Origin of the sequence: Streptomyces javensis (assembly GCF_039525925.1) — a bacterium.
Classification (GTDB): Bacteria; Actinomycetota; Actinomycetes; order Streptomycetales; family Streptomycetaceae; genus Streptomyces; species Streptomyces asiaticus.
Map to the genome: position 1 here is coordinate 1 of NZ_BAAAIF010000023.1, position 20,378 is coordinate 20,378.

Annotated in this window: 22 protein-coding genes and 1 pseudogene; 16 read left to right on the forward strand and 7 right to left on the reverse strand. The window is 73.1% G+C overall.

Going from position 1 to position 20,378, the window contains the following annotated elements:
- From ABD329_RS21380 to ABD329_RS21400, 5 genes are all read right to left on the reverse strand, one after another.
- The coding region (locus tag ABD329_RS21380) for a lysylphosphatidylglycerol synthase domain-containing protein (protein ID WP_344316763.1) at positions 1-589 on the reverse strand (589 nt) is incomplete at its 3' end.
- Entirely contained in the window at positions 586-1,491 is a 906-nt protein-coding gene (locus ABD329_RS21385) for a class I SAM-dependent methyltransferase (protein WP_425574364.1), read from the reverse strand. The genes ABD329_RS21385 and ABD329_RS21380, both read right to left, overlap by 4 nt.
- Positions 1,419-2,525, reverse strand: coding sequence for a glycosyltransferase family 4 protein (locus tag ABD329_RS21390; protein ID WP_198280576.1), 1,107 nt, complete (start codon positions 2,523-2,525; stop codon positions 1,419-1,421). Before ABD329_RS21390 ends, ABD329_RS21385 begins: the two co-directional genes overlap by 73 nt.
- Entirely contained in the window at positions 2,522-2,920 is a 399-nt protein-coding gene (locus tag ABD329_RS21395; protein ID WP_037950130.1) for a 6-pyruvoyl trahydropterin synthase family protein, read from the reverse strand. Before ABD329_RS21395 ends, ABD329_RS21390 begins: the two co-directional genes overlap by 4 nt.
- A 78-nt stretch (positions 2,921-2,998) precedes the next feature.
- A complete protein-coding gene (locus ABD329_RS21400; RefSeq protein WP_344316765.1) occupies positions 2,999-3,997 on the reverse strand; it encodes a zinc-dependent alcohol dehydrogenase in 999 nt (332 codons plus the stop codon).
- 118 nt (positions 3,998-4,115) lie between these two features.
- On the opposite strand from ABD329_RS21400, the gene ABD329_RS21405 reads away from it, so the two are divergent.
- On the forward strand, positions 4,116-4,856 hold the full coding sequence (locus ABD329_RS21405; RefSeq protein WP_198282012.1) for a CDP-alcohol phosphatidyltransferase family protein: 741 nt from the start codon (positions 4,116-4,118) through the stop codon (positions 4,854-4,856).
- Here the strand turns inward: ABD329_RS21405 and ABD329_RS21410 are convergent.
- Positions 4,823-5,539, reverse strand: coding sequence for an SDR family oxidoreductase (locus ABD329_RS21410; RefSeq protein ID WP_198282013.1), 717 nt, complete (start codon positions 5,537-5,539; stop codon positions 4,823-4,825). The genes ABD329_RS21405 and ABD329_RS21410 overlap by 34 nt on opposite strands.
- A 102-nt stretch (positions 5,540-5,641) precedes the next feature.
- Between ABD329_RS21410 and ABD329_RS21415 the strand changes: the two genes are divergently transcribed.
- The 4 genes from ABD329_RS21415 to ABD329_RS21430 all read left to right on the forward strand — a co-directional run bounded on the left by ABD329_RS21415 (position 5,642) and on the right by ABD329_RS21430 (position 8,865).
- Entirely contained in the window at positions 5,642-6,481 is an 840-nt protein-coding gene (locus ABD329_RS21415; RefSeq protein WP_344316766.1) for a helix-turn-helix transcriptional regulator, read from the forward strand.
- An 886-nt stretch (positions 6,482-7,367) separates the two neighbouring features.
- Positions 7,368-7,526, forward strand: a complete 159-nt coding sequence (locus ABD329_RS21420) for a hypothetical protein (protein ID WP_198276425.1) — start codon at positions 7,368-7,370, stop codon at positions 7,524-7,526.
- Positions 7,523-8,071, forward strand: coding sequence for a sigma-70 family RNA polymerase sigma factor (locus tag ABD329_RS21425; protein WP_309142676.1), 549 nt, complete (start codon positions 7,523-7,525; stop codon positions 8,069-8,071). Before ABD329_RS21420 ends, ABD329_RS21425 begins: the two co-directional genes overlap by 4 nt.
- Entirely contained in the window at positions 8,068-8,865 is a 798-nt protein-coding gene (locus ABD329_RS21430; protein ID WP_198276426.1) for a hypothetical protein, read from the forward strand. The genes ABD329_RS21425 and ABD329_RS21430 overlap by 4 nt, the downstream gene beginning before the upstream one ends.
- A gap of 84 nt (positions 8,866-8,949) precedes the next feature.
- Here ABD329_RS21430 and ABD329_RS21435 read toward each other — a convergent pair.
- A pseudogene (locus ABD329_RS21435) lies at positions 8,950-9,294 on the reverse strand (potassium-transporting ATPase subunit C); the annotation flags it as partial.
- A gap of 188 nt (positions 9,295-9,482) precedes the next feature.
- On the opposite strand from ABD329_RS21435, the gene ABD329_RS21440 reads away from it, so the two are divergent.
- The 11 genes from ABD329_RS21440 (at position 9,483) to ABD329_RS21490 (ending at position 20,355) form a co-directional block, all read left to right on the forward strand.
- A complete protein-coding gene (locus ABD329_RS21440) occupies positions 9,483-10,640 on the forward strand; it encodes a 4Fe-4S dicluster domain-containing protein (RefSeq protein ID WP_198276427.1) in 1,158 nt (385 codons plus the stop codon).
- Complete coding sequence (locus tag ABD329_RS21445) at positions 10,637-11,092, forward strand: cyclic nucleotide-binding domain-containing protein (RefSeq protein WP_198276428.1); 456 nt, start codon at positions 10,637-10,639, stop codon at positions 11,090-11,092. The genes ABD329_RS21440 and ABD329_RS21445 overlap by 4 nt, the downstream gene beginning before the upstream one ends.
- Entirely contained in the window at positions 11,089-11,901 is an 813-nt protein-coding gene (locus ABD329_RS21450) for an FAD/NAD(P)-binding protein (protein ID WP_198276429.1), read from the forward strand. The genes ABD329_RS21445 and ABD329_RS21450 overlap by 4 nt, the downstream gene beginning before the upstream one ends.
- Position 11,902: 1 nt before the next feature.
- Positions 11,903-12,745: an NADH-quinone oxidoreductase subunit B family protein gene (locus ABD329_RS21455; RefSeq protein ID WP_198276430.1), complete on the forward strand. Its 843-nt coding sequence runs from the start codon at positions 11,903-11,905 to the stop codon at positions 12,743-12,745.
- Complete coding sequence (locus tag ABD329_RS21460; RefSeq protein ID WP_198276431.1) at positions 12,742-14,097, forward strand: Ni/Fe hydrogenase subunit alpha; 1,356 nt, start codon at positions 12,742-12,744, stop codon at positions 14,095-14,097. Before ABD329_RS21455 ends, ABD329_RS21460 begins: the two co-directional genes overlap by 4 nt.
- Positions 14,094-14,603, forward strand: a complete 510-nt coding sequence (locus ABD329_RS21465; RefSeq protein WP_198276432.1) for a hydrogenase maturation protease — start codon at positions 14,094-14,096, stop codon at positions 14,601-14,603. Before ABD329_RS21460 ends, ABD329_RS21465 begins: the two co-directional genes overlap by 4 nt.
- A 187-nt stretch (positions 14,604-14,790) precedes the next feature.
- A complete protein-coding gene (hypF, locus tag ABD329_RS21470; RefSeq protein WP_198276433.1) occupies positions 14,791-17,106 on the forward strand; it encodes a carbamoyltransferase HypF in 2,316 nt (771 codons plus the stop codon).
- Between the two features lie 18 nt (positions 17,107-17,124).
- Positions 17,125-17,424, forward strand: coding sequence for a HypC/HybG/HupF family hydrogenase formation chaperone (locus tag ABD329_RS21475; RefSeq protein WP_198276434.1), 300 nt, complete (start codon positions 17,125-17,127; stop codon positions 17,422-17,424).
- A complete protein-coding gene (hypD, locus tag ABD329_RS21480) occupies positions 17,421-18,542 on the forward strand; it encodes a hydrogenase formation protein HypD (RefSeq protein WP_198276435.1) in 1,122 nt (373 codons plus the stop codon). The genes ABD329_RS21475 and hypD overlap by 4 nt, the downstream gene beginning before the upstream one ends.
- 34 nt (positions 18,543-18,576) lie before the next feature.
- Positions 18,577-19,596 carry a hydrogenase expression/formation protein HypE gene (gene hypE / locus ABD329_RS21485; protein WP_198276445.1) on the forward strand — a complete coding sequence of 340 codons (1,020 nt, stop codon included), beginning with the start codon at positions 18,577-18,579 and terminating at the stop codon, positions 19,594-19,596.
- A gap of 93 nt (positions 19,597-19,689) precedes the next feature.
- Positions 19,690-20,355 carry a CBS domain-containing protein gene (locus ABD329_RS21490; RefSeq protein WP_309142677.1) on the forward strand — a complete coding sequence of 222 codons (666 nt, stop codon included), beginning with the start codon at positions 19,690-19,692 and terminating at the stop codon, positions 20,353-20,355.
- Positions 20,356-20,378 lie beyond the last annotated feature (23 nt).

The window sequence follows — 20,378 nt, forward strand, 5'->3', positions numbered from 1 at the left end:
CCAGGAGCGCGCCGCGGACCGCGCCCCGCCGCCGCCCGGCCACCGGTGCCGCACGGCGGCGCCGGACGGCCGCCACCGCGAGGAGCGCCAGGACGCACCCCGCGGCCAGTGCCCATGCCGCGGCCGGCCCGCCGATCAGCCGACCGGCGTGCTCCAGCGCCGGTGAGGGACGGGCCAGCAGGATCGCCACCCCCACCGCGATCAGCACCACCTGGCCCGCGACCCGCTCCAGCACCACCGCGCGCACTCCCCGGCCGACATCCCCCGCGTCCCGCCCGTGCCGCACCGCGCGGTGCACATCGCCGAGCACCCCGCCGGGCAGCGCGGCGTTGAGGAACAGCGCGCGGTAGTAGTCGGCGACGGCCGGGCCCAGCGGCAGCCGGATCCGCAGCCCCCGAGCCACCAGACACCAGCGCCAGGCGCTGAAGACCGTGGTGAGCAGGCCGAGGCCGACCGCCGCCAGCAGGGTGAGCCCGTCGACGGTGCGCAAGCCGTCCACGAAGGCCCCGGTGCCCAGCCGCCACAGCACCACCCCGAGAATGGCGACGCCCGCGGCCGCCCCGAGCCGGGCCCGCAGCGCGCCGGTCACGCGGCCGCCCCCAGCGTGCGGGGCGCGGGCAGCGCCAGCAGATCGTGGTGGTGCACCACCACCCGCAGCGCGCCCGCCGCGGCCATCGCCAGCCGGCGGCGCAGATACGCCTCGGCGTGCGCCCCGAGCTCCGGCCGGTGCTCCACGGCCGCGCCCACCCAGCCCCGCAGCCACTCGGCCGTCAGCGCGGAGTGCTCGGCGCCCAGCACCCAGGGGCTGGCGTGGGTCCGTACCGTGGCGCCGTGCCGGGCGAACGCCTCGGAGGCCACCGCCATCGCGTCGGGGCCCACCAGACCGCCGCGCCGCTGATGGGCGTTGAACGCCTCGGTGATCTCCGCGTCCATCGGGTCGGCCGGGGTGAGCTCCACCCGCCCCACCACGGACAGCGCCAGCAACGCAGGGCACTCCGCCTCGGCGCAGGCCGCGGCGATCCCGTCCACCTCCTCGGGGGTGAGCACGTCCAGCAGCGCGGACGCCGTCACCAGCGAGGCGCCGTCCAGCGTGCTCGCGGTCAGCCGGGAGAGGTCGCCGCGCGCCGTCGCGATGGTGATGCGGCTGCCGTCGGTGGCCGCCCGGGGCATCCGCACCGCCGCCCGGTCCAGCAGATCGGGGTCGCGGTCGTGCAGGATCCACAGCTGCGGACCGCTCAGCCGGGGCGCCAGCCAGCGCCCCATGGAGCCGGTGCCGCAGCCCAGGTCGTGGATCACCAGCGGCGGGCCGGACAGCCGGGGGCGGAGCGCCTCGAGGAGTTCGGGGGAGCGGGCCGCCGCGTCGGCGCCCTCCCGCAGCTCCAGCCAGTCGGGGGTGTAACGGGGTACGTCGGTCGTCTTCACGCGGCCCTCCGCGGTTCGTCTCGGAGCTGTTCCAGCGCACCGGCCAGATTGCGGGTGGTGTTCTCCCACCCGGCCAGCGCGGTGCGCCGCTCGTGCGCGGCGGCGGTGAGCCGGCGGCGCGCCCCGGGGTCGCCCAGCCAGCGGCGCAGCGCCGCCGTGAGCGCGTCGGGGTCGTCCGGGTCGACGAGGATGCCCGGCACCCTGCCGTCGGGCGCCTGCCCGACCGCCTCCGGAACCCCGCCGACGGCCGTGGCCAGCACCGGGATCCCCCGGGCCAGCGCCTCGGTCACCGCCATGCCGTAGGTCTCGGCGTACGAGGCGAGCACCATCGCGTCGGCGGAGGCGTAGCCGGCGTCCAGCTCGGCGCCGGTCCTCGGGCCGAGCAGATGCACCCGGTCGGCCACGCCCAGCTTCTCGACCAGCTCCCGGAGCCGGGCGGCGTACTCCGGGTCCTGCTCCAGCGATCCCACACAGTCGCAAGCCCAGGGCAGGTCGTCGATCCGCGCGAGCGCCTCGACCAGCCGCAGCTGCCCCTTGCGCGGGGTCACCGAGGCCACGCACAGCAGCCGCGAGCCGTCGCCGCCGGAGGAGGCGAGCGGCGCGATGTCGGCGCCGGGCGCCGCCACATGGACCCGGTCCGGGACCAGCCCGTGCAGCTCCACCAACCGCCCGGCCGCCCAGGCGCTGGTGGCCACCACCGTCCGCACCGCGCGCAGCGTCCGGCCCTCCAGCGCCTTCAGATCCTCGGCCCGGCCGGGGGCCAGCCCCGTCTCGTCGCTCAGCGGCAGATGCACCAGCACCGACAGCCGCAGCCGCTGGGCCTGCGGAACGACGATGTACGGGAGCGCGCAGGCCACCAGCCCGTCGAGCAGGACGGGCGTGCCGTCCGCCAGCGTGGTCAGGAGCCGGGTCAGCTCGGCGCGGGCCGCCGGGCCCGGCTGGGGCCAGTCGCCCGCGATGGCGTGCTCCTCGACCCGCCAGCCGAAGCCGGGCAGATCCCGGCAGATCCGCCGGTCGTAGACGTTGCCGCCGCTCGGCGTGGCCGGGTCGGCCACACCGCCGGGCATCACGAAGTGCACCGTGCGCGGTGCGGCCGGGTTCATAGGCCACGCTCGTAACTCGCCCAGGCGACGTGCGACTCGTGCAGCGTGACGGAGATCCCGGACAGGCCCCGGGCGCCCTCGCCCAGCGCGCCCGAGCCCACCCGCTCGGCGAGGCGGTCGGCGATCACCTTGGCGAGGAACTCGGTGGAGGTGTTGATCCCCTTGAAGTCGGGTTCGTCGTCGAGGTTGCGATAGCTGAGCGCGCCGCACACCTCCCCCAGCTCACGGGTGGCCAGGCCGATGTCGACGACGATGTTGTCGTCGTCCAACTCGGCACGGCGGAAGGTGGCGTCCACGAGGAACGTCGCCCCGTGCAACCGCTGCGCGGGTCCGAAGACCTCGCCGCGAAAACTGTGAGCGATCATGATGTGATCGCGAACGGTGATGCTGAACAACGGATGACCCTCCAGATACGGCGCGTCGGGCCCTCAGCCGGGGCACGCCCTCTAGTACGGCCGTCGCGTTCCCCGTGTTCAGCCGGGCGACACGGCAGATTCCGCGTCGTAGCGAACCCGGTGGCACAACCCCGGAATCTCGCCCGAGGCGAGCCTCGGAAGCACCTCGGGAAGCTCCTCGAAACCGCATTCGCCGGTGACGAGGGCGTCGAAGGCGGGGTCGGCGAGCAGTTCGAGCGCCAGCGCCATCCGGTCGCCGTAGGAGCGGCGGGCGCCCCGGGCCGGGGACACCGTCCCCACCTGGCTGCTGCGCACCGTCAGCCGCCGGGAGTGGAACGCCTCGCCCAGCGGCAGACCGATCCGCCGGTCCCCGTACCAGCTCAGCTCCAGCACGGTGCCCTCCGGGGCGAGGAGCTCGAGCGAGCGCGCCAGCCCCTGCTCGGTGGCGCTGGCGTGCACCACCAGATCGAGGTCGCCCGCCGCCTCCCCGGGGAGCGCGAAGTCCACCCCGAGCGCCCGCGCGACCTCCGCGCGCGCCGGTTCGGCGTCCACCAGTTGCACCCGTACGGCCGGGAACCGGGACAGCACCGCCGCGACGGAGGCACCCACCATCCCCGCCCCCACCACCGCGATCCGGTCGCCCAGCAGCGGCGCGGCGTCCCACGCGGCGTTCACCGCGGTCTCCACCGTCCCCGCCAGCACCGCGCGCGGCGCGGGCACGCCCTCGGGCACCGGGGTCACCGCGCTCGCCGGGACCACATAGCGGGTCTGATGCGGATACAGGGAGAAGACGGTGCGCCCCCGCAGGGCCGCCGGGCCCTCCTCGACCAGACCCACATTGAGATAGCCGTACTTCACCGGCCCCGGGAACTCGCCGTCCTGGAACGGCGCGCGCATCGCGCCGTACTGGCTCTCCGGTACGCCACCGCGGAAGACCAGGGTCTCCGTACCGCGGCTCACCCCGGAGCACAGCGTGCGCACCACCACGTCCTCGGGCCCGGGTTCGGCCAGCTCCACCTCCCGTATCTCGCCGTGTCCGGGGTAGTGGAGCCAGAAGGCACGGGCGGTGCGCGTCATACGACGTTCTCCTGAGGGGCTGAACAATCGGACGGTGGTCCACGTACGGATGACCATGAAGCCGCGAACACGGTACGCGGCACCCATCCACTCCGCCACACAGCCCGGAGGGTGCACGGTGGCCCTGAACAATCCCTACAACACGACGCTGTTGCGCAATGAGACAGCCGCGGGCGCGGCCGCGCAGCTGCTGTTGCTCGTCCTGCTCGGCACGGCGATCGACCTGGGACCCGCGGGCTGGCTGACCGGCCTGGCCTTCGCGGTCGCCACCTGGGCGGTGCTCACCCGCGCCCTCCAGCGGTCCTGGCTCGCCTCCTTCGGCGCGGCCAACCGCGTCACCCTGGCACGGGCCACGCTCGTCGGCGGGGTGACCGCGCTGGTCGCCGACTCCTTCGAGAGCCCGACGCCGGTCACCGCCCTGGTGTCCCTCACCGCCGTCGCGCTGATCCTCGACGCGGTCGACGGACAGGTGGCGCGCCGCACCGGCACCTCGTCCTCCCTGGGCGCGCGGTTCGACATGGAGGTCGACGCCGTCCTCATCCTGGTGCTCAGCATCTACGTGGCCACCTTCCTCGGCCCCTGGGTGCTGCTGATCGGCGCCATGCGCTACGCCTTCGTGGCCGCGGCATGGGTGCTGCCCTGGCTGAACGGCCAGCTGCCCCCGAGTACGGCCCGCAAGACGGTGGCCGCGCTCCAGGGCGTCCTGCTGCTGGTCGTGGGCGCCGATGTGCTCCCGTATCCGGCGGCCTTCGGCGCCGCCCTGCTGGCCCTGACCCTGCTCAGCTGGTCCTTCGCCCGCGACATCAGGTGGCTGTGGCGCACCCGCTACCAGGGAAGGGTGCCCTCGATGTCGAAGTAGCCTCCCGTCGGGCCGTCCGGGCCCACCGTCGCCATCCGGACGATGATCTCGGCTCCCTCCTCGACGGTCTGGTGACCGGTGTGCGCGTTGAGGTCCGTGGCGGTGTAGCCGGGCTCCACGGCGTTGATCCGCATCTCCGGGAACGCCTTCGCGTACTGCACGGTGACCATGTTGACCGTGGCCTTCGACGCCGGATAGGCGACCCCCGGATAGGCGTGCGTCGGGGTGTCCGGGGTGGAGACCCGCTCCAGCGAGGCCAGCCCGCTGCTGACATTGACCACGACCGGGGCGGCGGACCGCCGCAGCAGCGGCAGGAAGGCATGGGTCACCCGCACCACGCCGAAGACGTTCGTCTCGAACACCTCCTTCATCATGTCGGCGGTGACCTCCGCGGCACCGATCACCCCGCCGTCCGGCGTCCGCGCCTCGATACCGGCGTTGTTGATCAGGACGTCCAGTCCGCCGCCGTCGGCCTCGACGGTCTTGGCGGCGGCGGCCACGGAGGCGTCATCGGTGACATCGAGGACGACCAGCCGCGCCCCCGCCCCCAGCCGCTCGGCGGCGCGGCGTCCGCGCTCGGCGTCCCGGCTGCCCAGGTAGACGGTGTGGCCCTCGGCGATCAGACGGCGGGCGGTCTCGAAGCCGAGACCCTTGTTCGCTCCGGTGATGAGTGTTGTTGTCATGCCTCCAGGCTGCGTCCGGTCCGGGCGGACAGCCAGGTGCTCCGTCTTCCTGGGACCGCGGGTACCAGGCTCGTCCCCGGCGCGGGGTGCAGACTGGTGACCATGGCGACCACGGAGTTCGGACAGGCGGTACGGCGCTGGCGGGACCGGGTCCCGCCGGAGGCCGCCGGGCTGCCGGCCGGCGGACAGCGGCGCGCGGCCGGGCTGCGCCGTGAGGAGCTGGCCCTGCTCGCCGGGATCTCCGTCGACTACGTCACCCGCCTGGAACAGGGCCGGGCGTCCCATCCCTCGACCCAGGTCGTCGAGGCCCTGGCCAGGGCCCTGCGGCTGTCGTCGGCCGAGCGAGCCCACCTCTTCCGGCTGGCCGGACTGGCCCCACCCGGCCCGGAGACGGTCCCCGCGTACATCACCCCGAGCGTCCAGCGGCTGCTGGACCGGCTGACCGGAACGCCCGTGGCCGTGAGCGACGCGTCCTGGACGCTGCTCATGGCCAACCCGCCGTATGTGGCCCTGAGGGGCGATCCGTCCCGGTGGCGCGGCAACGAGCGCAACGGAGTCTGGCGCCATTTCGTCAGCGAGGACACCGGCTCCCGGCAGACCCATGAGGCCCGCAGCGAGTTCCAGGCCGCACTGGTCGCCGACCTCCGCACGGCCGCCGCCCGCTACCCGGCCGACCAGCGGCTGCGGCGGCTGGTCGCGGAACTGCGCGCGAACAGCGAGCGGTTCGCCGAGCTGTGGGACTCCGGCGCCGTCGGCCACCACGAGGCATCGCGCAAGACCATCGACCATCCGCGGGTGGGCCCGCTGACGCTGGACTGCGATGTGCTCACCGTGGCGGGCAGCGATCTGCGCATCGTGGTCTACACCGCCGAGCCCCACACCGAGGACGCCGAACGCCTCGCCCTCCTCACGGTGCTCGGCACCCAGTCGCTCACCGGCTAGGCGATGTCCCGCGGCTCATGCCGCCTGCGGCGGGGCTGTCCCCCTCCCCGCCCCTTCCCACAACCGGGACTCCGCCCCGGCCCCCGACCATGTCGCGGGTGGTGCGGTCGGTGTTGTGGCGGGTGGTTGTTGGCGGGGGCGGGGTGGAGTTGGGGGTTTGCCTCTGCCCCTGGCCGGGTCGCGGGGGTGCGTGCGGTCGGCGTCCTGGCCGGTGAGTCATTCGCGGCGTTGGTTGGCTTGTCGGTTTCCGGGGCCCGGGGCGGAGTGGAGCTGGGGCTTCGCCCCGGCCCCCGGCCGTGTCGCGGGTGGTGCGGTCGGCGTCCTGGCCGGTGGTTGTTGGCGGTGGCGGTCGGCTTGTAGGTCTTGGGGGTCGGGGGCGGGGTGGAGTTGGGGGTTTGCCTCTGCCCCTGGCCGGGTCGCGGGGGTGCGTGCGGTCGGTGTTCTGGCCGGTGAGTCATTCGCGGCGTTGGTTGGCTTGTCGGTTTCCGGGGCCTGGGGCGGAGTGGAGCTGGGGCTTCGCCCCTGCCCCTGGCCGCGTCGGCGGGTGGGCCCGTCGGCGTCCTGGCCGGTGAGCTGTTCGGAGCGACGGCGGGCTGTGCGGCCCGGGGTCCAGGGGCGGAGCCCTTGGTTGTGGGAAGGGGCGGGGAGGGGACAAGCCCGCCGCAGGCGCCGCCGGGCGGTACCGGCTCGGACCCGCACCCCCGAATCTGGCGATGAGATTTTCATATTTGCGTAATTGGATCGCTGCGTTCCGTAAGATTTTAGGCTCATCCGATGCACGAACCGGCGTCGGCGCGCGCTATCTGAACAGAGGGCGCAACACGGCGCACTCGCGGGGCGTGTGGGGGCCACCCTCGTACGACGAACAGAAGGACAGCGAAGTCCGGTGAATCTTCAAACCGTGGTGAACGTCGTCACCGCCGTACTCGTCACCCGAGTATTCGGCAGTGACGCCATCGCCCTCCTGCGCCGCGCGGCCGCGATGGGAGTCCGCGTCGGCGTATCGGAACTGCATCGCAACAACCCGGAGGGAGGGGAGCGGTGACCAACGACTTCCCGCGCTCGCGCGAGATCACCTCGATGACCGCCGGACTCCCCGCCGACTTCCGCGCCTTCCACCAGCTCCACCGGAAGGCGTACATAGACCGCGCCATGGTCTACCTCGGCAACCACGCGGACGCCGAAGAGGCCGTCGACGCCGCCTTCGAACAACTCCTGCGCTGCTGGCCCAAGGTGCTGACCATGGAGAACCCGGCCGCCTACGCCTGGAAGGTCATGAAGAACCGGGTCATCGACCTCGCCAGGGCCCGCAACCGGGGCCCCGCCCTCCTGGACAACGCGACCTTCGAGACCGCGATCCTCAAGGACGCGGTCGACCCCATCGCCGCCCTGGAGGAGAGCCTGAACCTCTATCAGGCGATCAAGAAACTCCCCGAGCGCCAGCAGGACGTGGTCATCCTGCTCCACTGCCGCGGCTACAGCGTCGCCGAGACCGCCACCCACCTCGGCATCACCGAGGCCGGCGTCCGCTCCACCGTCCGCTACGCCCGCCGCCGTCTGCAACAACTCCTGGCCAAGGACAACCGATGACCTCACCCATTGACCGCATCCTCGCCCGGGCCCTGCTCAACCCCACCCCTCCCATCGACTTCGAGGCCGCCGAGGCCCGGCTCGTCGCCCGCCGCGCGGGCCCCGGCGGCGTCCCGCCCCAGGAGCTCCCCCCACAACAGGGCCCGCGGACCGCCGCGGCCGCCGGAGCCGCGGCGCCGGGCGCGGATGAGCGGATGGCGCAGGATCTGCACACGCTGTGCGAGGCGATCATCGCCCGGCCCGACGCCCTGACCCAGTTGCGGGACTTCCTCACCCGCCGCATCCTCGAACCGCCCGGCTCCCGGGTCCTGGGCTGCGTACTCCAGCTGGCCGGGCATGAGGACCACGCCCAGTTCTGGTGGCAGTTCGCCGCCGGGGCCGGCGACCCCGCCGCCGCGTACTGCCTCTACCTCCACCACATGGCCCTGGGCGAGGACGGCCAGGCGCACGCATGGCTCGAGTGGTGGCACGAGCAGGCGGGCAACGACATCCCGCCGGTCACCGACACCGTGGAGGACTGGACCGCCACCGACCACGAGATGGCCGCCGCCCTGCGCATCCTGCACGGCCTGAAGAGGGGACAGGAGGTCCCGCCCGCCACCAGGGCGGTCATCCACTACGTCGCCGAGGCCGTCGACTTCACCGACGACCCCGACATCGACCTCCCGCTGCCGGAGCCGGGGTTCGCCGACCGCATCGAGGACCTCACCACCACCAAGACCACCACGGACGCCGCGCCCCCCGCCGACCGCGCCGTGCTGCCGGAGCGACCGCGCAGCGGTTCCCCCGCCTAGCCGCCGCCGCACGTGGCACAAACAGCCGGCGGCCGGAGAATGTCTCCGGCCGCCGGCTCCCGTTCCTGAAGGCCGCGGAACTCCTCAGCACTTGGCCACCGCGTCCTTGAGCGCGACGTTCAGCTCGAGGACGTTCACCCGCGGCTCGCCGATGAACCCGATCGCGCGCCCCTCGGTGTGGTCCTCGACCAGCCTCTCCACCTGGCCGACGGACAGCCCGTTCCGCGCCGCGACCCGATGGACCTGGATCTCCGCGTACCGCGGGGAGATGTCCGGGTCCAGACCGGAGCCGGAGGACGTCACCGCCTCGGCGGGGACCTGGGACGGCCGCACGGTGTAGCCGGGCACCGAGTTGTCCTTGACGACCGCCGCCTTGGCGTCCCGGACCTGCTGGAGCAGGTCCTTGCTGTCGGCGGAGAGGTTGGTGGCCCTGATTCCCGGATGGTGGCCAAGCGGTGGCCCGTCCGGGCCGTGGTGAGGCGGCGCTGATACGCCCACCAGCGGTGGGGTCCCGCGCATTCGGCCGATCACGGCCGTGTCGGGGCCGGAATTCCCGCACTCAGGGCGGTATGTGTGCGCACATGGGCCTTGTAATCCGGCGATGACCGAGGTGGGCAGTGGTGAGTGCGTCGACACTTCCTTCGGCCGAGGGAGCCGTGATCGGCACGGACGGGCTGGCCGCTCTGGTCGATGTTCTGCGGGCCCGCGGGTACACGGTGATCGGCCCCACGGTCCGGGACCGTGCCATCGTGCTGGAAGAGCTGGAGTCCGCCGCTCAGCTGCCGTACGGATGGGGTGTGGACCTCGAAGCCGGGCAGTACCGGCTGCGGTCGCGTACGGATGGCGCGGCGTTCGCCAACGCGGCCGGTCCGCAGTCGTGGAAGACCTTCCTGCACCCCGCCCGGGTCCGCCAGTGGACGGCCGAGCGCGCGGGCGGAGAGCTGGTCATCGAGGCGGACGACACCACCCCTCCCCGCTTCGCGTTCCTCGGCGTCCGTTCCTGCGATCTGCGGGCCATCGCCGTCCAGGACCGGATTCTCACCGCCGGGCCGCACTCCGACCCGGTCTATCGGGGCAGGAGGTCCGGGGCGTTTCTGGTGGCGGTCGAGTGCACCGAGCCCGGTGGGACCTGCTTCTGCGTCTCGATGGGCACTGGCCCCGCCGCCGGGCCCGGGTACGACCTGGTGCTGACCGAGCTGGTCGATGACGAGGGGTACCGGTTCTGGGTCCGCGCCGGCAGCACGGAGGGGGCCGAGATCCTGGCGGAGCTGCCGGGCGAACCGGCCCCGGAGGCCGTTTGCCGGGCCGCCGTGGACGCCGTCACCTCCGCCGCCGAGCGGATGGGCCGCACGATGCCGGACACCGACATGCGACGGCTGATGGCGGAAACGCTGGAGGCACCCCGCTGGGACGACGTCGCCTCCCGCTGCCTGACCTGCGGCAACTGCACCATGGTGTGCCCCACCTGCTTCTGCACCACCACCGAGGACGTCACCGACCTGACGGGGGACCACGCCGAGCGCTGGCGGGTCTGGGACGTCTGCTTCGACCTGGACTTCTCCTATCTGCCGGGCGGACCCGTACGCGCCTCGCCGCGCAGCCGCTACCGGCAGTGGCTCACCCACAAACTGGGCACCTGGTACGACCAGTTCGGGTCGTCGGGGTGTGTGGGATGCGGCCGGTGCATCGTCTGGTGTCCGGTCGCCATCGACATCACCGAGGAGGCCGCGGCCCTGCACGACTGGACCCGGCGTGCGGAGGACGAGCCACGATGACCGGGGAGCCGCTGTTGCTGGACACCCTTCCGCGGGTGCAGCGCGACCGGCTGTTCACGCTCGCCGACGAGCGGGACTTCCGCGCCGGCAGCGCCCTGTTCGACGAGGGCGGTGTCGCCGACCGGTTCTGGCTGATCCGTTCCGGCGAGGTCGCCCTGGACGTGTACGTTCCCGGGCGCCGGGCCCAGGTGGTGGAGACCATCGGGCCGCGGCAGCAGCTCGGATGGTCGTGGATCTTCCCGCCGTACCGCTGGCACCTGGGCGCCCGCGCGTTGGGGCCCGTGCGGACCTGGGAGTTTCCCGCGGCCGAGGTGCGTGAGCTGTGCATGGCCGACACGGAGCTCGGATACGAGCTGATGCTGCGCTGCGCGGCGCTGATCGCCGACCGGCTCCAGGCCACCCGGTTGCGGCTGCTCGACCTGTACACACCGCACGGAAGCGTCCCGTCGTGACCACCGTGCCCCTGCCGTACCGGGTGACCGCCGTCTCGACGGAGACCGCGGACTGTGTGTCGCTGGAGGTGGCACCGGTGCGGCGGGCGCTGCCGGAGTTCTCGCCGGGCCGGTTCGCCATGGTGTACGCCTTCGGCGTCGGGGAGGTGCCGATCTCGGTCAGCGCGACCGGTGACGGTCACCGTCTGGTGCACACCGTGCGCGCGATCGGCGCGGTCACCGGCGCGCTGTGCCGGCTCAGGGCGGGGGAGGCGATCGGCCTGCGGGGCCCTTACGGCACCGGCTGGGACCTCGACGCGGCGGCCGGGTCGGACGTCCTGGTGGTCGCCGGTGGCATCGGACTCGCCCCGCTGCGCCCGGTGGTGCGCCATGTGCTCGGCCACCCCGGGCACTACGGCCGCCTTCATGTGCTGATCGGGGCCCGCACCCCTGAGGATCTGCTCTACGGGGAGGAGCTGGAGCACTGGCGGCGCGCCTCGGCCCAGGTGGAGGTGACCGTCGACCGGCCCGGCCCCGGCTGGCGTGGCAGCGTGGGCGTGGTCACCACCCTGCTGGACCGGGTCGACTGGCGCCCGGATCGGACCGCCGCGCTGCTCTGCGGCCCCGAGGTGATGATCCGGCACACCGCCCGGGCGCTGCTCGCCCGCGGCCTGCCCGCGCGTCGGGTCCAGGTGTCGCTGGAACGGAACATGCGCTGCGGCACCGGCCACTGCGGTCACTGCCAGCTCGGGCCGCTGCTGCTGTGCCGGGACGGCCCGGTGGTCGGCTACGACCGCGCCCAGCCCCTGCTCGCCGTCAGGGAGCTGTGACATGGGACCAGACTCCCGCCCCTCCCTCGCCGTGTGGAAGTTCGCCTCGTGCGACGGCTGCCAGCTGACCCTGCTCGACTGCGAGGATGAGCTGCTCCCGCTCACCGACCGGGTGCGCATCACGCACTTCCTGGAGATGTCCAGCGCGGAGGACTCCCGGGAGCGGGCCACCCTCGCGGGGACCGGACCGTACGACCTCTCCCTGGTGGACGGGTCCATCACCACCGCCGAGGACGTCCGGCGCGTCCACCACATCCGGCGGATCTCCCGTCGCCTGGTCACCATCGGCGCCTGCGCCACCGCGGGTGGCATCCAGGCGCTCCGCAACTTCGCGGACGTCGAGGAATTCCGGGCCGCGGTCTACGCCAGTCCGGAGTACATCGCGACGCTGGACACCTCCACCCCCATCTCGGCGCATGTACCGGTCGACTTCGAGTTGCGGGGCTGTCCGATCGACCGCGGCCAGCTGCTGGAGGTGATCACGGCCTTTCTGGCCGGGCGGAAGCCGAACATCTCCAGCCACAGCGTCTGCTTCCAGTGCAAGCGGCGCGGCACGACCTGCATCACCGTCGCCCAGGGCATCCCGTGCCTGGGGCCCGTCACCCACGCCGGGTGCGGCGCTCTCTGCCCCGCCTACGGGCGCGGGTGCTACGGCTGCTTCGGGCCGATGGCCCAACCCAACCTGGAGGCCATGGTGCGCGAGCTGCGGCACGACGGCATGACCGAGCGGGACATCGTGCGCGTCTTCCGCACCTTCAACGCGGCCTCCCCCGAATACGGCCCCGTACCCGAGCTCGCGGCCCAGCGGGCCCCCGAGCCCCCGGCGGAAGAAGAGCCCCGATGAGCCACCGCGGTTCCCGTGTGCTGCGTCTGGACGCACTCGCCCGGGTGGAGGGGGAAGCGGCCCTCCACCTGGCCGTGCGCGACGGGACGGTCAGCGAGGCGCGACTGCGGATCTACGAGCCGCCCCGCTTCTTCGAGGCGTTCCTGGTCGGCCGCGGCCATGGCGAGCCACCCGACATCACCTCACGGATCTGCGGAATCTGCCCGGTCGCCTACCAGACGACCGCATGCCAGGCCATCGAGCGGGCCTGCGGGGTGACGGTCGACGGGCCGCTCGCCCAACTGCGGCGGCTGCTCTACTACGGCGAATGGATCGAGAGCCAGACCCTGCACATCCACCTGCTGCACGCCCCCGACTTCCTCGGCCACCCCAGCGCCGTCGAACTCGCCCGCGAGCACCGCGCGGCCGTGGAACGGGGCCTGCGGATCAAACAAGCGGGCAACACCATCATGGAGCAACTCGGTGGCCGCGCCATCCACCCCATCAACGTCCGCGTCGGAGGGTTCTACCACGTGCCCGCCCCGGCCGAACTCATCCCACTGGCCGAGCGGCTGCGCCGGGCCCACGACGACGCGCTGGAGACCGTGCGCTGGGTGGCCGGCTTCGACTTCCCCGAGGCCCGGTACGACGGCCCGTTCCTGGCGATGCGCGACCCCGGCCGGTACGCCATCGACTCCGGAACCCCGGCCGTCATGGCCGCGGGGGCGGGCTCGAACGGCGCCACCCCCGTGCGAGCGCTTCCGGTGGAGGAGTTCGAGCGCCATGTGGTCGAACGACAGGTCCCCCATGCGACCGCCCTGGTGTCCGAGCTGGACGGCCACCACTACCTGACCGGCTCACTGGCCCGGTACGCGGTCAGCGGACGGTGGCTCCACCCCTCCGCCCTCGACGCCGCGCGCGCGGCGGGGCTCGGCGATCCCACCACCGGCACGGTGTGCCGCAATCCGTTCCGGAGCATCATCGTCCGCGCCGTCGAGGTGGCCCACGCCGTGGCCGAGGCGCTGCGGATCATCGATGCCTACGAGCCGCCCTCCCGGCCGCACGTCGCGGTGCCACCACGCCCGGCGACCGGCTGCGCGGCCACCGAGGCGCCCCGCGGGCTGCTCTACCACCGCTACGCCATGGACGCCGACGGCACCCTCACCCTCGCCCGTATCGTGCCGCCCACCGCGCAGAACCAGGCCGCCATCGAGGACGACCTGCGCCGCCAGGTGCAGTCCCGCCTGGATGGGCCGGGCGAGCCGCCCGGCGACGAGGAGCTGACCGCGCTGTGCGAGCGGGCCGTCCGCAACCACGACCCGTGCATCTCCTGCTCCGCGCACTTCCTGGACCTGACGGTGGAGCGCGGATGACGGGCCGGGTCGTGGTCATCGGCGTGGGCAATACGTACCGACGGGACGACGGGGCCGGACCGGCCGTCATCGAGGCCCTGCGGTCCCGAGCGCCCGAGGGCACGGTGCTGACCGACAGCGACGGCGAGCCCGGAAGGATGCTCGGCCTGTGGCGCCGTCAGGACGCCGTCGTCGTGGTCGAGGTGGTGCACGCCCACCCCGGGCAGCCGGGGCGGCTGCACACCCTGACCGCGGAGCGGGCCGCCCGATGCGCCGTGCGCTCCGCCAGTACCCACGCCCTCGGGCTCGGTGAGACCTTCGCCCTGGCCGCGGCGCTCGACCGGATGCCCAGTGAACTGACGGTGCACGCGGTGGAAGGGGAGGACTTCGGCCTCGGCCGCGGGTTCAGCACCGCGGTGGCCGACGCGCTCCCCGAGCTGATCCGCCACGTGGCCAAGGCCATCGACGAGGCGTACGACCGGCTTCGGCGCGCGAGCACGCCGGCCGACGACCGGGGGACCGCATAGTCCGCCTGCTTGGCGGCATGGTGCGTCGGCTGGGCCGTTCGGGGTGCGTCGGGCCGCCGCGCGGGCGTGGTTTCCCAAGGTGGCAGGACCCGTTCCTAACATGACGAACGGCCTGGTCGGACGGGTTTCACGGCACGGCCGGAACCCTCGCGCAGGCTCGACCACTCCGGACGGAAGCGCCGTGTCCATGAAACAGCCCTTGGTGTCCGGCTCCGCCGCGGCCGAGCCGGACACCAAGGGCTCGCGACGGCCGGTCCGCCGTTTGGTGGCGGTCGGCGGCGTGGTGCAGGGAGTCGGCTTCCGGCCCTTCGTCCATGCCTTGGCCACCGAGCTTGGCCTGTCCGGACAGGTGGCCAACGGACCGGCCGGGGCGCGGATCGAGATCGAGGGCGGCCCTGAGGCGGTGGCCGCGTTCTGCCACCGGCTCACGGCGGACGCACCCCCACTGGCGGACATCGCCTCGGTGGCCACCTCGGAGCTGCCCCCGACCGGCGGCACCGGTTTCGCGATCGGGTCCTCCCTGACGGGCCACGGCCGCACCCTGGTCCCGCCCGACGCCGCCACCTGCGACCCCTGCCTGACCGAGCTGGCCGATCCTGCCGACCGCCGCCACCGGCACCCGTTCCTCACCTGCACCGACTGCGGCCCACGCTTCACCATCACCACCGCCACGCCCTACGACCGGGCCACCACCACCATGGCGGCCTACCCGATGTGCCCGGACTGCGCGGCGGAGTACACGAACCCGTCCGACCGGCGGTTCCACGCCCAGCCCATCGCCTGCTGGGCCTGCGGGCCACGCCTGAGGCTCACCGGCGCCGTACGGCGGGAGGGCGGGGCCGCGCTGACCGAGGCCCGGCGGATGCTGGCAGCCGGGGCGATCCTGGCGATCAAGGGCATCGGCGGCTATCACCTGGTCTGCGACGCCACCGCCCCGAGCGCCGTGGGCGAACTGCGGCGCCGCAAGGCACGTGGCGAGAAACCGTTCGCCGTCATGACCCCCGATGCCGACACCGCCGCCCGGCTCGGCCACCTCGGCCCGGCGGAGCGCCGCGTCCTCACCGGGCGGTCCCGCCCCATCGTGCTGCTGCGCCGCCGGTCCCCGACTCCGCTCGCACCGCGGGTGTGCCCGGGGAGCCCGGACATCGGGGTCATGCTGCCCTACACCCCGTTGCACCGGCTCCTGTTCGGCCTTCCGGGCGACCCACCCGGTCCCGGCATCCTCGTGGTGACCAGCGGGAACCTCTCCGGCGAGCCGCTGGTGACCGACGACCGGGAGGCGATGCTCCGCCTGGACGGGCTGGCCGACGCCTGGCTCTGGCATGACCGGCCCATCGTGGTGGCCTGTGACGACTCGGTGGTCCGGGTCCGCGCGGACGGTTCGCCCCTGCCGATCCGCCGCTCGCGCGGCCTCGCCCCCGCGCGCATCCGCCTCCCCGTGGCCGTCCGCCCGGTCCTCGCGGTCGGCGGGGACTTGAAGAACACCCTGTGCCTGGCGGACGGCGACGCCGCCTGGCCGTCCGCCCACATCGGAGACATGGACAGCCTGTCCGCCCGGCACGCCTTCGAACGCGCCGAGAGCCACCTGCGGGCGCTCACCGGCGTCGAGCCGGTCCGCATCGCCGCCGACCGCCACCCCGGCTACCGGTCCGCGCGATGGGCCCGGCGTGACGGCCGACCGCTCACCCTGGTCCAGCACCACCACGCCCACATCGCCTCCGCGATGGCGGAGCACGGGCTGGACGAGCCGGTCATCGGTATCGCCTTCGACGGCACCGGCTACGGCGACGACGGCGCCGTTTGGGGCGGCGAGGTGCTGCTGGCCGACTACGCCCGCTACCGCCGCCTGACGCATCTGGCCTATGTCCCCCTCCCGGGCGGTGACGCGGCGGTGCGCAACCCGTACCGGATGGCACTGGCCCATCTGCGCGCGGCCGGCCTCGCCTGGTCGCCCGACCTGCCGTGCGCCGCCACCTGCCCGCCCGAGGAACGTCGTCTGCTGGAGGCCCAGTTGACACGCGGTATCGCGTGTGTGCCGACGTCCAGCGTGGGGCGGTTGTTCGACGCCGTGTCCTCGCTGTTGGGTGTCTGTCACCGGGCGGGGTACGAGGCCCAGGCCGCCATGGAGCTGGAGGCGGCGGCCGTGACCGCCGACGGGGTGCGGGACGGCTACCCGTTCGCGCTGGAGGATCCCGCACCGCTGCTGGCGGCGATCGTGGCCGATCTTCGCGCGGGTACGGCGGTCCCGCTGATCGCCGCCCGCTTCCACCTGGCGGTCGCCGGTGCGGTCCGCACGGCCTGCCGGAGGGCGCGTCGGAGCACGGGCGTGCGGACGGTCGTCCTCACCGGCGGGGTGTTCGCCAACGCACTCCTGGACGGGATGTGCACCGCCGGGCTGGCCGAGGACGGATTCACCGTCCTCGGCCACCGGGTGGTCCCGCCCGGTGACGGCGGCCTGGCCCTGGGGCAGGCGGTCGTCGCCGCCCGTGTCGCCGAGAGGTGAGGAACCGAGGAGGAGCGCATGTGTCTGGCGGTACCCGGCCGCGTGGTCGGCATCGAGGAACGGGACGGTACGCCGATGGCGCGGGTCGATTTCGGCGGGGTGATCAAGGACGTCTGCCTCGCCTATCTGCCGGAGATCGAGGTCGGTGAGTACGCGATCGTCCATGTCGGCTTCGCGATCCAGCGGCTCGACGAGGAGTCCGCCCTGGCCACCCTCCGGCTCTTCGAGCGGATCGGGGCGCTGGACGAAGAGTTCGGCGATGCCTGGGCGCGTGCGGCGGCCGAGGTGGGAACGGCGCCCGAGGAGGAGAACCGGTGAAGTACATCGACGAGTTCCAGGACCCTGCCCTGGCCCGACGGCTCCTGGACGACATCGCCGGGACGGTCACCCGGCCCTGGTCGGTGATGGAGGTCTGTGGGGGTCAGACGCACTCGATCATCCGGCACGGCATCGACCAACTTCTGCCCGGGAACATCGAGTTGATCCACGGCCCGGGGTGTCCAGTCTGCGTCACTCCACTGGAGGTGATCGACAAGGCGCTGGAGATCGCCTCCCGCCCGGGCGTGGTCTTCTGCTCGTTCGGCGACATGCTCCGGGTACCGGGAAGCGGCCGTGACCTGTTCCGGGTCAAGAGCGACGGCGGGGACGTCCGAGTCGTCTACTCACCGCTGGACGCGCTGCGGATCGCCCAGCGGACCCCGGACCGGCAGGTGGTGTTCTTCGGCGTCGGCTTCGAGACCACCGCGCCCGCCATCGCCATGGCGGCCCACCAGGCCAAGCGGCTCGAGGTACGGAACTTCAGCCTGCTGGTCTCCCATGTCCGGGTGCCACCGGCCATCGAGGCGATCATGCGGTCCCCGGACTGCCGCGTCCAGGCGTTCCTCGCCGCGGGACACGTGTGCAGCGTGATGGGCACCCTCGAGTACCCAGCCCTCGCCGACACCCACAAGGTGCCCATCGTGGTCACCGGATTCGAGCCACTGGACATCCTGGAGGGCATCCGACGGGCGGTCCGCCAACTCGAACGGGGCGAACACCGCGTCGAGAACGCCTACCCACGCGCCGTGCGCCCACAGGGCAACCCGGTCGCCCTCAGCGTGCTGCGCGAGGTGTTCACCACCACCGACCGCGCCTGGCGCGGCATCGGCACCATTCCGGGCAGCGGCTGGCGGCTGACGGACGCCTACCGGGACTACGATGCCGAGCACCGGTTCGAGGTCGCCGACGTGGCCACCGCCGAGCCCGCGGTGTGCCGCAGCGGAGAGGTGCTCCAGGGGCTGGTCAAACCCCATGAATGCGCGGCCTTCGGCACCGCCTGCACTCCGCGCACACCGCTGGGCGCGACCATGGTTTCCAGCGAGGGCGCGTGCGCCGCCTACTACCTGTACCGGCGTCTGGCCACGCCCCGCACGGAGGAGACGGCTTCCGTTGACTGACAGCACCACCGACACCACCGGCTGGTCCTGCCCGATGCCGCTGCGCGACCACCCGGTGGTGGTGATGGGCCACGGTGGGGGCGGAGCGCTTTCCGCGGAGCTCACCCGGCACCTGTTCCTCCCGTCCTACGGCGGCGAGACGCTGGGCGGACTCACCGACTCGGCCGCCGTCACGCTCGGCGGCGCCCGGCTGGCCTTCTCGACCGACTCCTACGTCGTCCGCCCGCTGTTCTTCCCCGGCGGGAGCATCGGGGACCTGGCGGTCAACGGCACCGTCAACGACCTGGCCATGAGCGGAGCCGTTCCCGCCCACCTGTCCTGCGCGTTCATCCTGGAGGAGGGCACGGAACTGAGCACCGTCGGCCGGGTCGCCCAGGCCCTCGGCGCGGCCGCCCGCGCGGCGGACGTCACCGTGGTCACCGGGGACACCAAGGTGGTCGACTCCGGCCACGGCGACGGTGTGTACGTGAACACCTCGGGGATCGGGCTGATCCCCGAGGGGGTGGACATCCGTCCGCAGCGGGCCCGGCCCGGCGACGTGGTGATCGTCAGCGGACCGATCGGACAGCACGGCATCGCCATCCTCAGCGTCCGCGAAGGGCTGACCTTCGGCACCGAGGTGGTCAGTGACACCGCGCCCCTGGCCGGACTGGTCCAGGCGATGCTCGCCGTCACCCCCGAGGTCCACGTCCTGCGCGACCCGACGAGAGGCGGCCTGGCCGCCGCACTCAACGAGATCGCCACAGCCTCCGACACCGGCGTCGTCCTGGACGAGGCGGCGGTGCCCGTCCCGGAAGCGGTCGCCACCGCCTGTGCCCTCCTCGGCCTGGACCCGATGTACGTGGCCAACGAGGGACGCTTGGTGGCCTTCGTGCCCAGGACCCACGCCGACGCGGTCCTGGACGCGATGCGCGCGCATCCGCTGGGACGTGGGGCGGCCGTGATCGGCGCGTGCGTGGCCGAACACCCCGGCACGGTCGTGGCCCGCACCGGACTGGGCGGGACCCGGATCGTGGATCTGCCACTCGGCGAGCAGCTGCCCCGGATCTGCTGAACGGCGTGGCCCTCGGGTGGCCGGGGGACACCGGCGAGCCGGACACTGAAGGGGGAAGAGCCCCCGGAACGCCGCGCGGAGGGAGGTACTCCCGTGTCCGAGACTTTCCACATCGTGAGCGATGTGATGACCCGGACGGTGGTCGCCGTCGGGCGTGAGGCGTCGTTCAAGGAACTGGTGCAGACGCTGGGCCAGTGGCGGGTGAGTGCCATGCCGGTGCTGGAGGGCGAGGGCCGTGTCATCGGTGTCGTTTCCGAGGCCGATCTGCTGCCCAAGGAGGAGTTCCGGGACAGCGACCCGGACCGGTTCCAGCAGCTGCGGCGCCTCCCCGACCTGGCGAAGGCGGGGGCGTTGACGGCGGAGGAGCTGATGAGTTCCCCGGCGGTGACCGTGCATCCGGACGCCACGCTGGCCGAGGCGGCCCGGATCATGGCCGTCAGAGGGGTCAAACGGCTTCCCGTGGTCGACGCCGAGGGCAAGCTGCTGGGAATCGTCAGCCGGGGCGATCTGCTGAAGGTCTTCCTCCGCTCGGACCAGGACATCGAGGAAGAGGTCCGTCGCACGGTGGTGTCCGACGTCCTCCCCGGCAGCAGCGTCCATGTCCACGTCCGGGACGGAGTCGTCACGCTTGGCGGACAAATCCACGACACCGCGCTGATCCCCGTGGCCGCGCGCCTTGCCCGGGCCGTGGAGGGGGTCGTGGACGTGGAATGCCACTTCCGGGGCGTCGGACGGGACGAGGCGGAGCACACGGCCTGAGGGCGATCCTCCCGGAAACGCGG

Excerpts from the sequence above, each read along its gene's own strand:
- ABD329_RS21455 (WP_198276430.1), top strand. The coding sequence starts at position 11,903 with ATGGGACCAGACTCCCGCCCCTCCCTCGCCGTGTGGAAGTTCGCCTCG.
- hypE (WP_198276445.1), top strand. The coding sequence starts at position 18,577 with ATGCCGCTGCGCGACCACCCGGTGGTGGTGATGGGCCACGGTGGGGGC.
- hypF (WP_198276433.1), top strand. The coding sequence starts at position 14,791 with ATGAAACAGCCCTTGGTGTCCGGCTCCGCCGCGGCCGAGCCGGACACC.
- ABD329_RS21410 (WP_198282013.1), bottom strand. The coding sequence starts at position 5,539 with ATGACAACAACACTCATCACCGGAGCGAACAAGGGTCTCGGCTTCGAG.
- ABD329_RS21475 (WP_198276434.1), top strand. The coding sequence starts at position 17,125 with ATGTGTCTGGCGGTACCCGGCCGCGTGGTCGGCATCGAGGAACGGGAC.
- ABD329_RS21400 (WP_344316765.1), bottom strand. The coding sequence starts at position 3,997 with ATGACGCGCACCGCCCGTGCCTTCTGGCTCCACTACCCCGGACACGGC.
- ABD329_RS21415 (WP_344316766.1), top strand. The coding sequence starts at position 5,642 with ATGGCGACCACGGAGTTCGGACAGGCGGTACGGCGCTGGCGGGACCGG.
- ABD329_RS21430 (WP_198276426.1), top strand. The coding sequence starts at position 8,068 with ATGACCTCACCCATTGACCGCATCCTCGCCCGGGCCCTGCTCAACCCC.
- ABD329_RS21390 (WP_198280576.1), bottom strand. The coding sequence starts at position 2,525 with ATGAACCCGGCCGCACCGCGCACGGTGCACTTCGTGATGCCCGGCGGT.
- ABD329_RS21445 (WP_198276428.1), top strand. The coding sequence starts at position 10,637 with ATGACCGGGGAGCCGCTGTTGCTGGACACCCTTCCGCGGGTGCAGCGC.
- ABD329_RS21460 (WP_198276431.1), top strand. The coding sequence starts at position 12,742 with ATGAGCCACCGCGGTTCCCGTGTGCTGCGTCTGGACGCACTCGCCCGG.
- ABD329_RS21465 (WP_198276432.1), top strand. The coding sequence starts at position 14,094 with ATGACGGGCCGGGTCGTGGTCATCGGCGTGGGCAATACGTACCGACGG.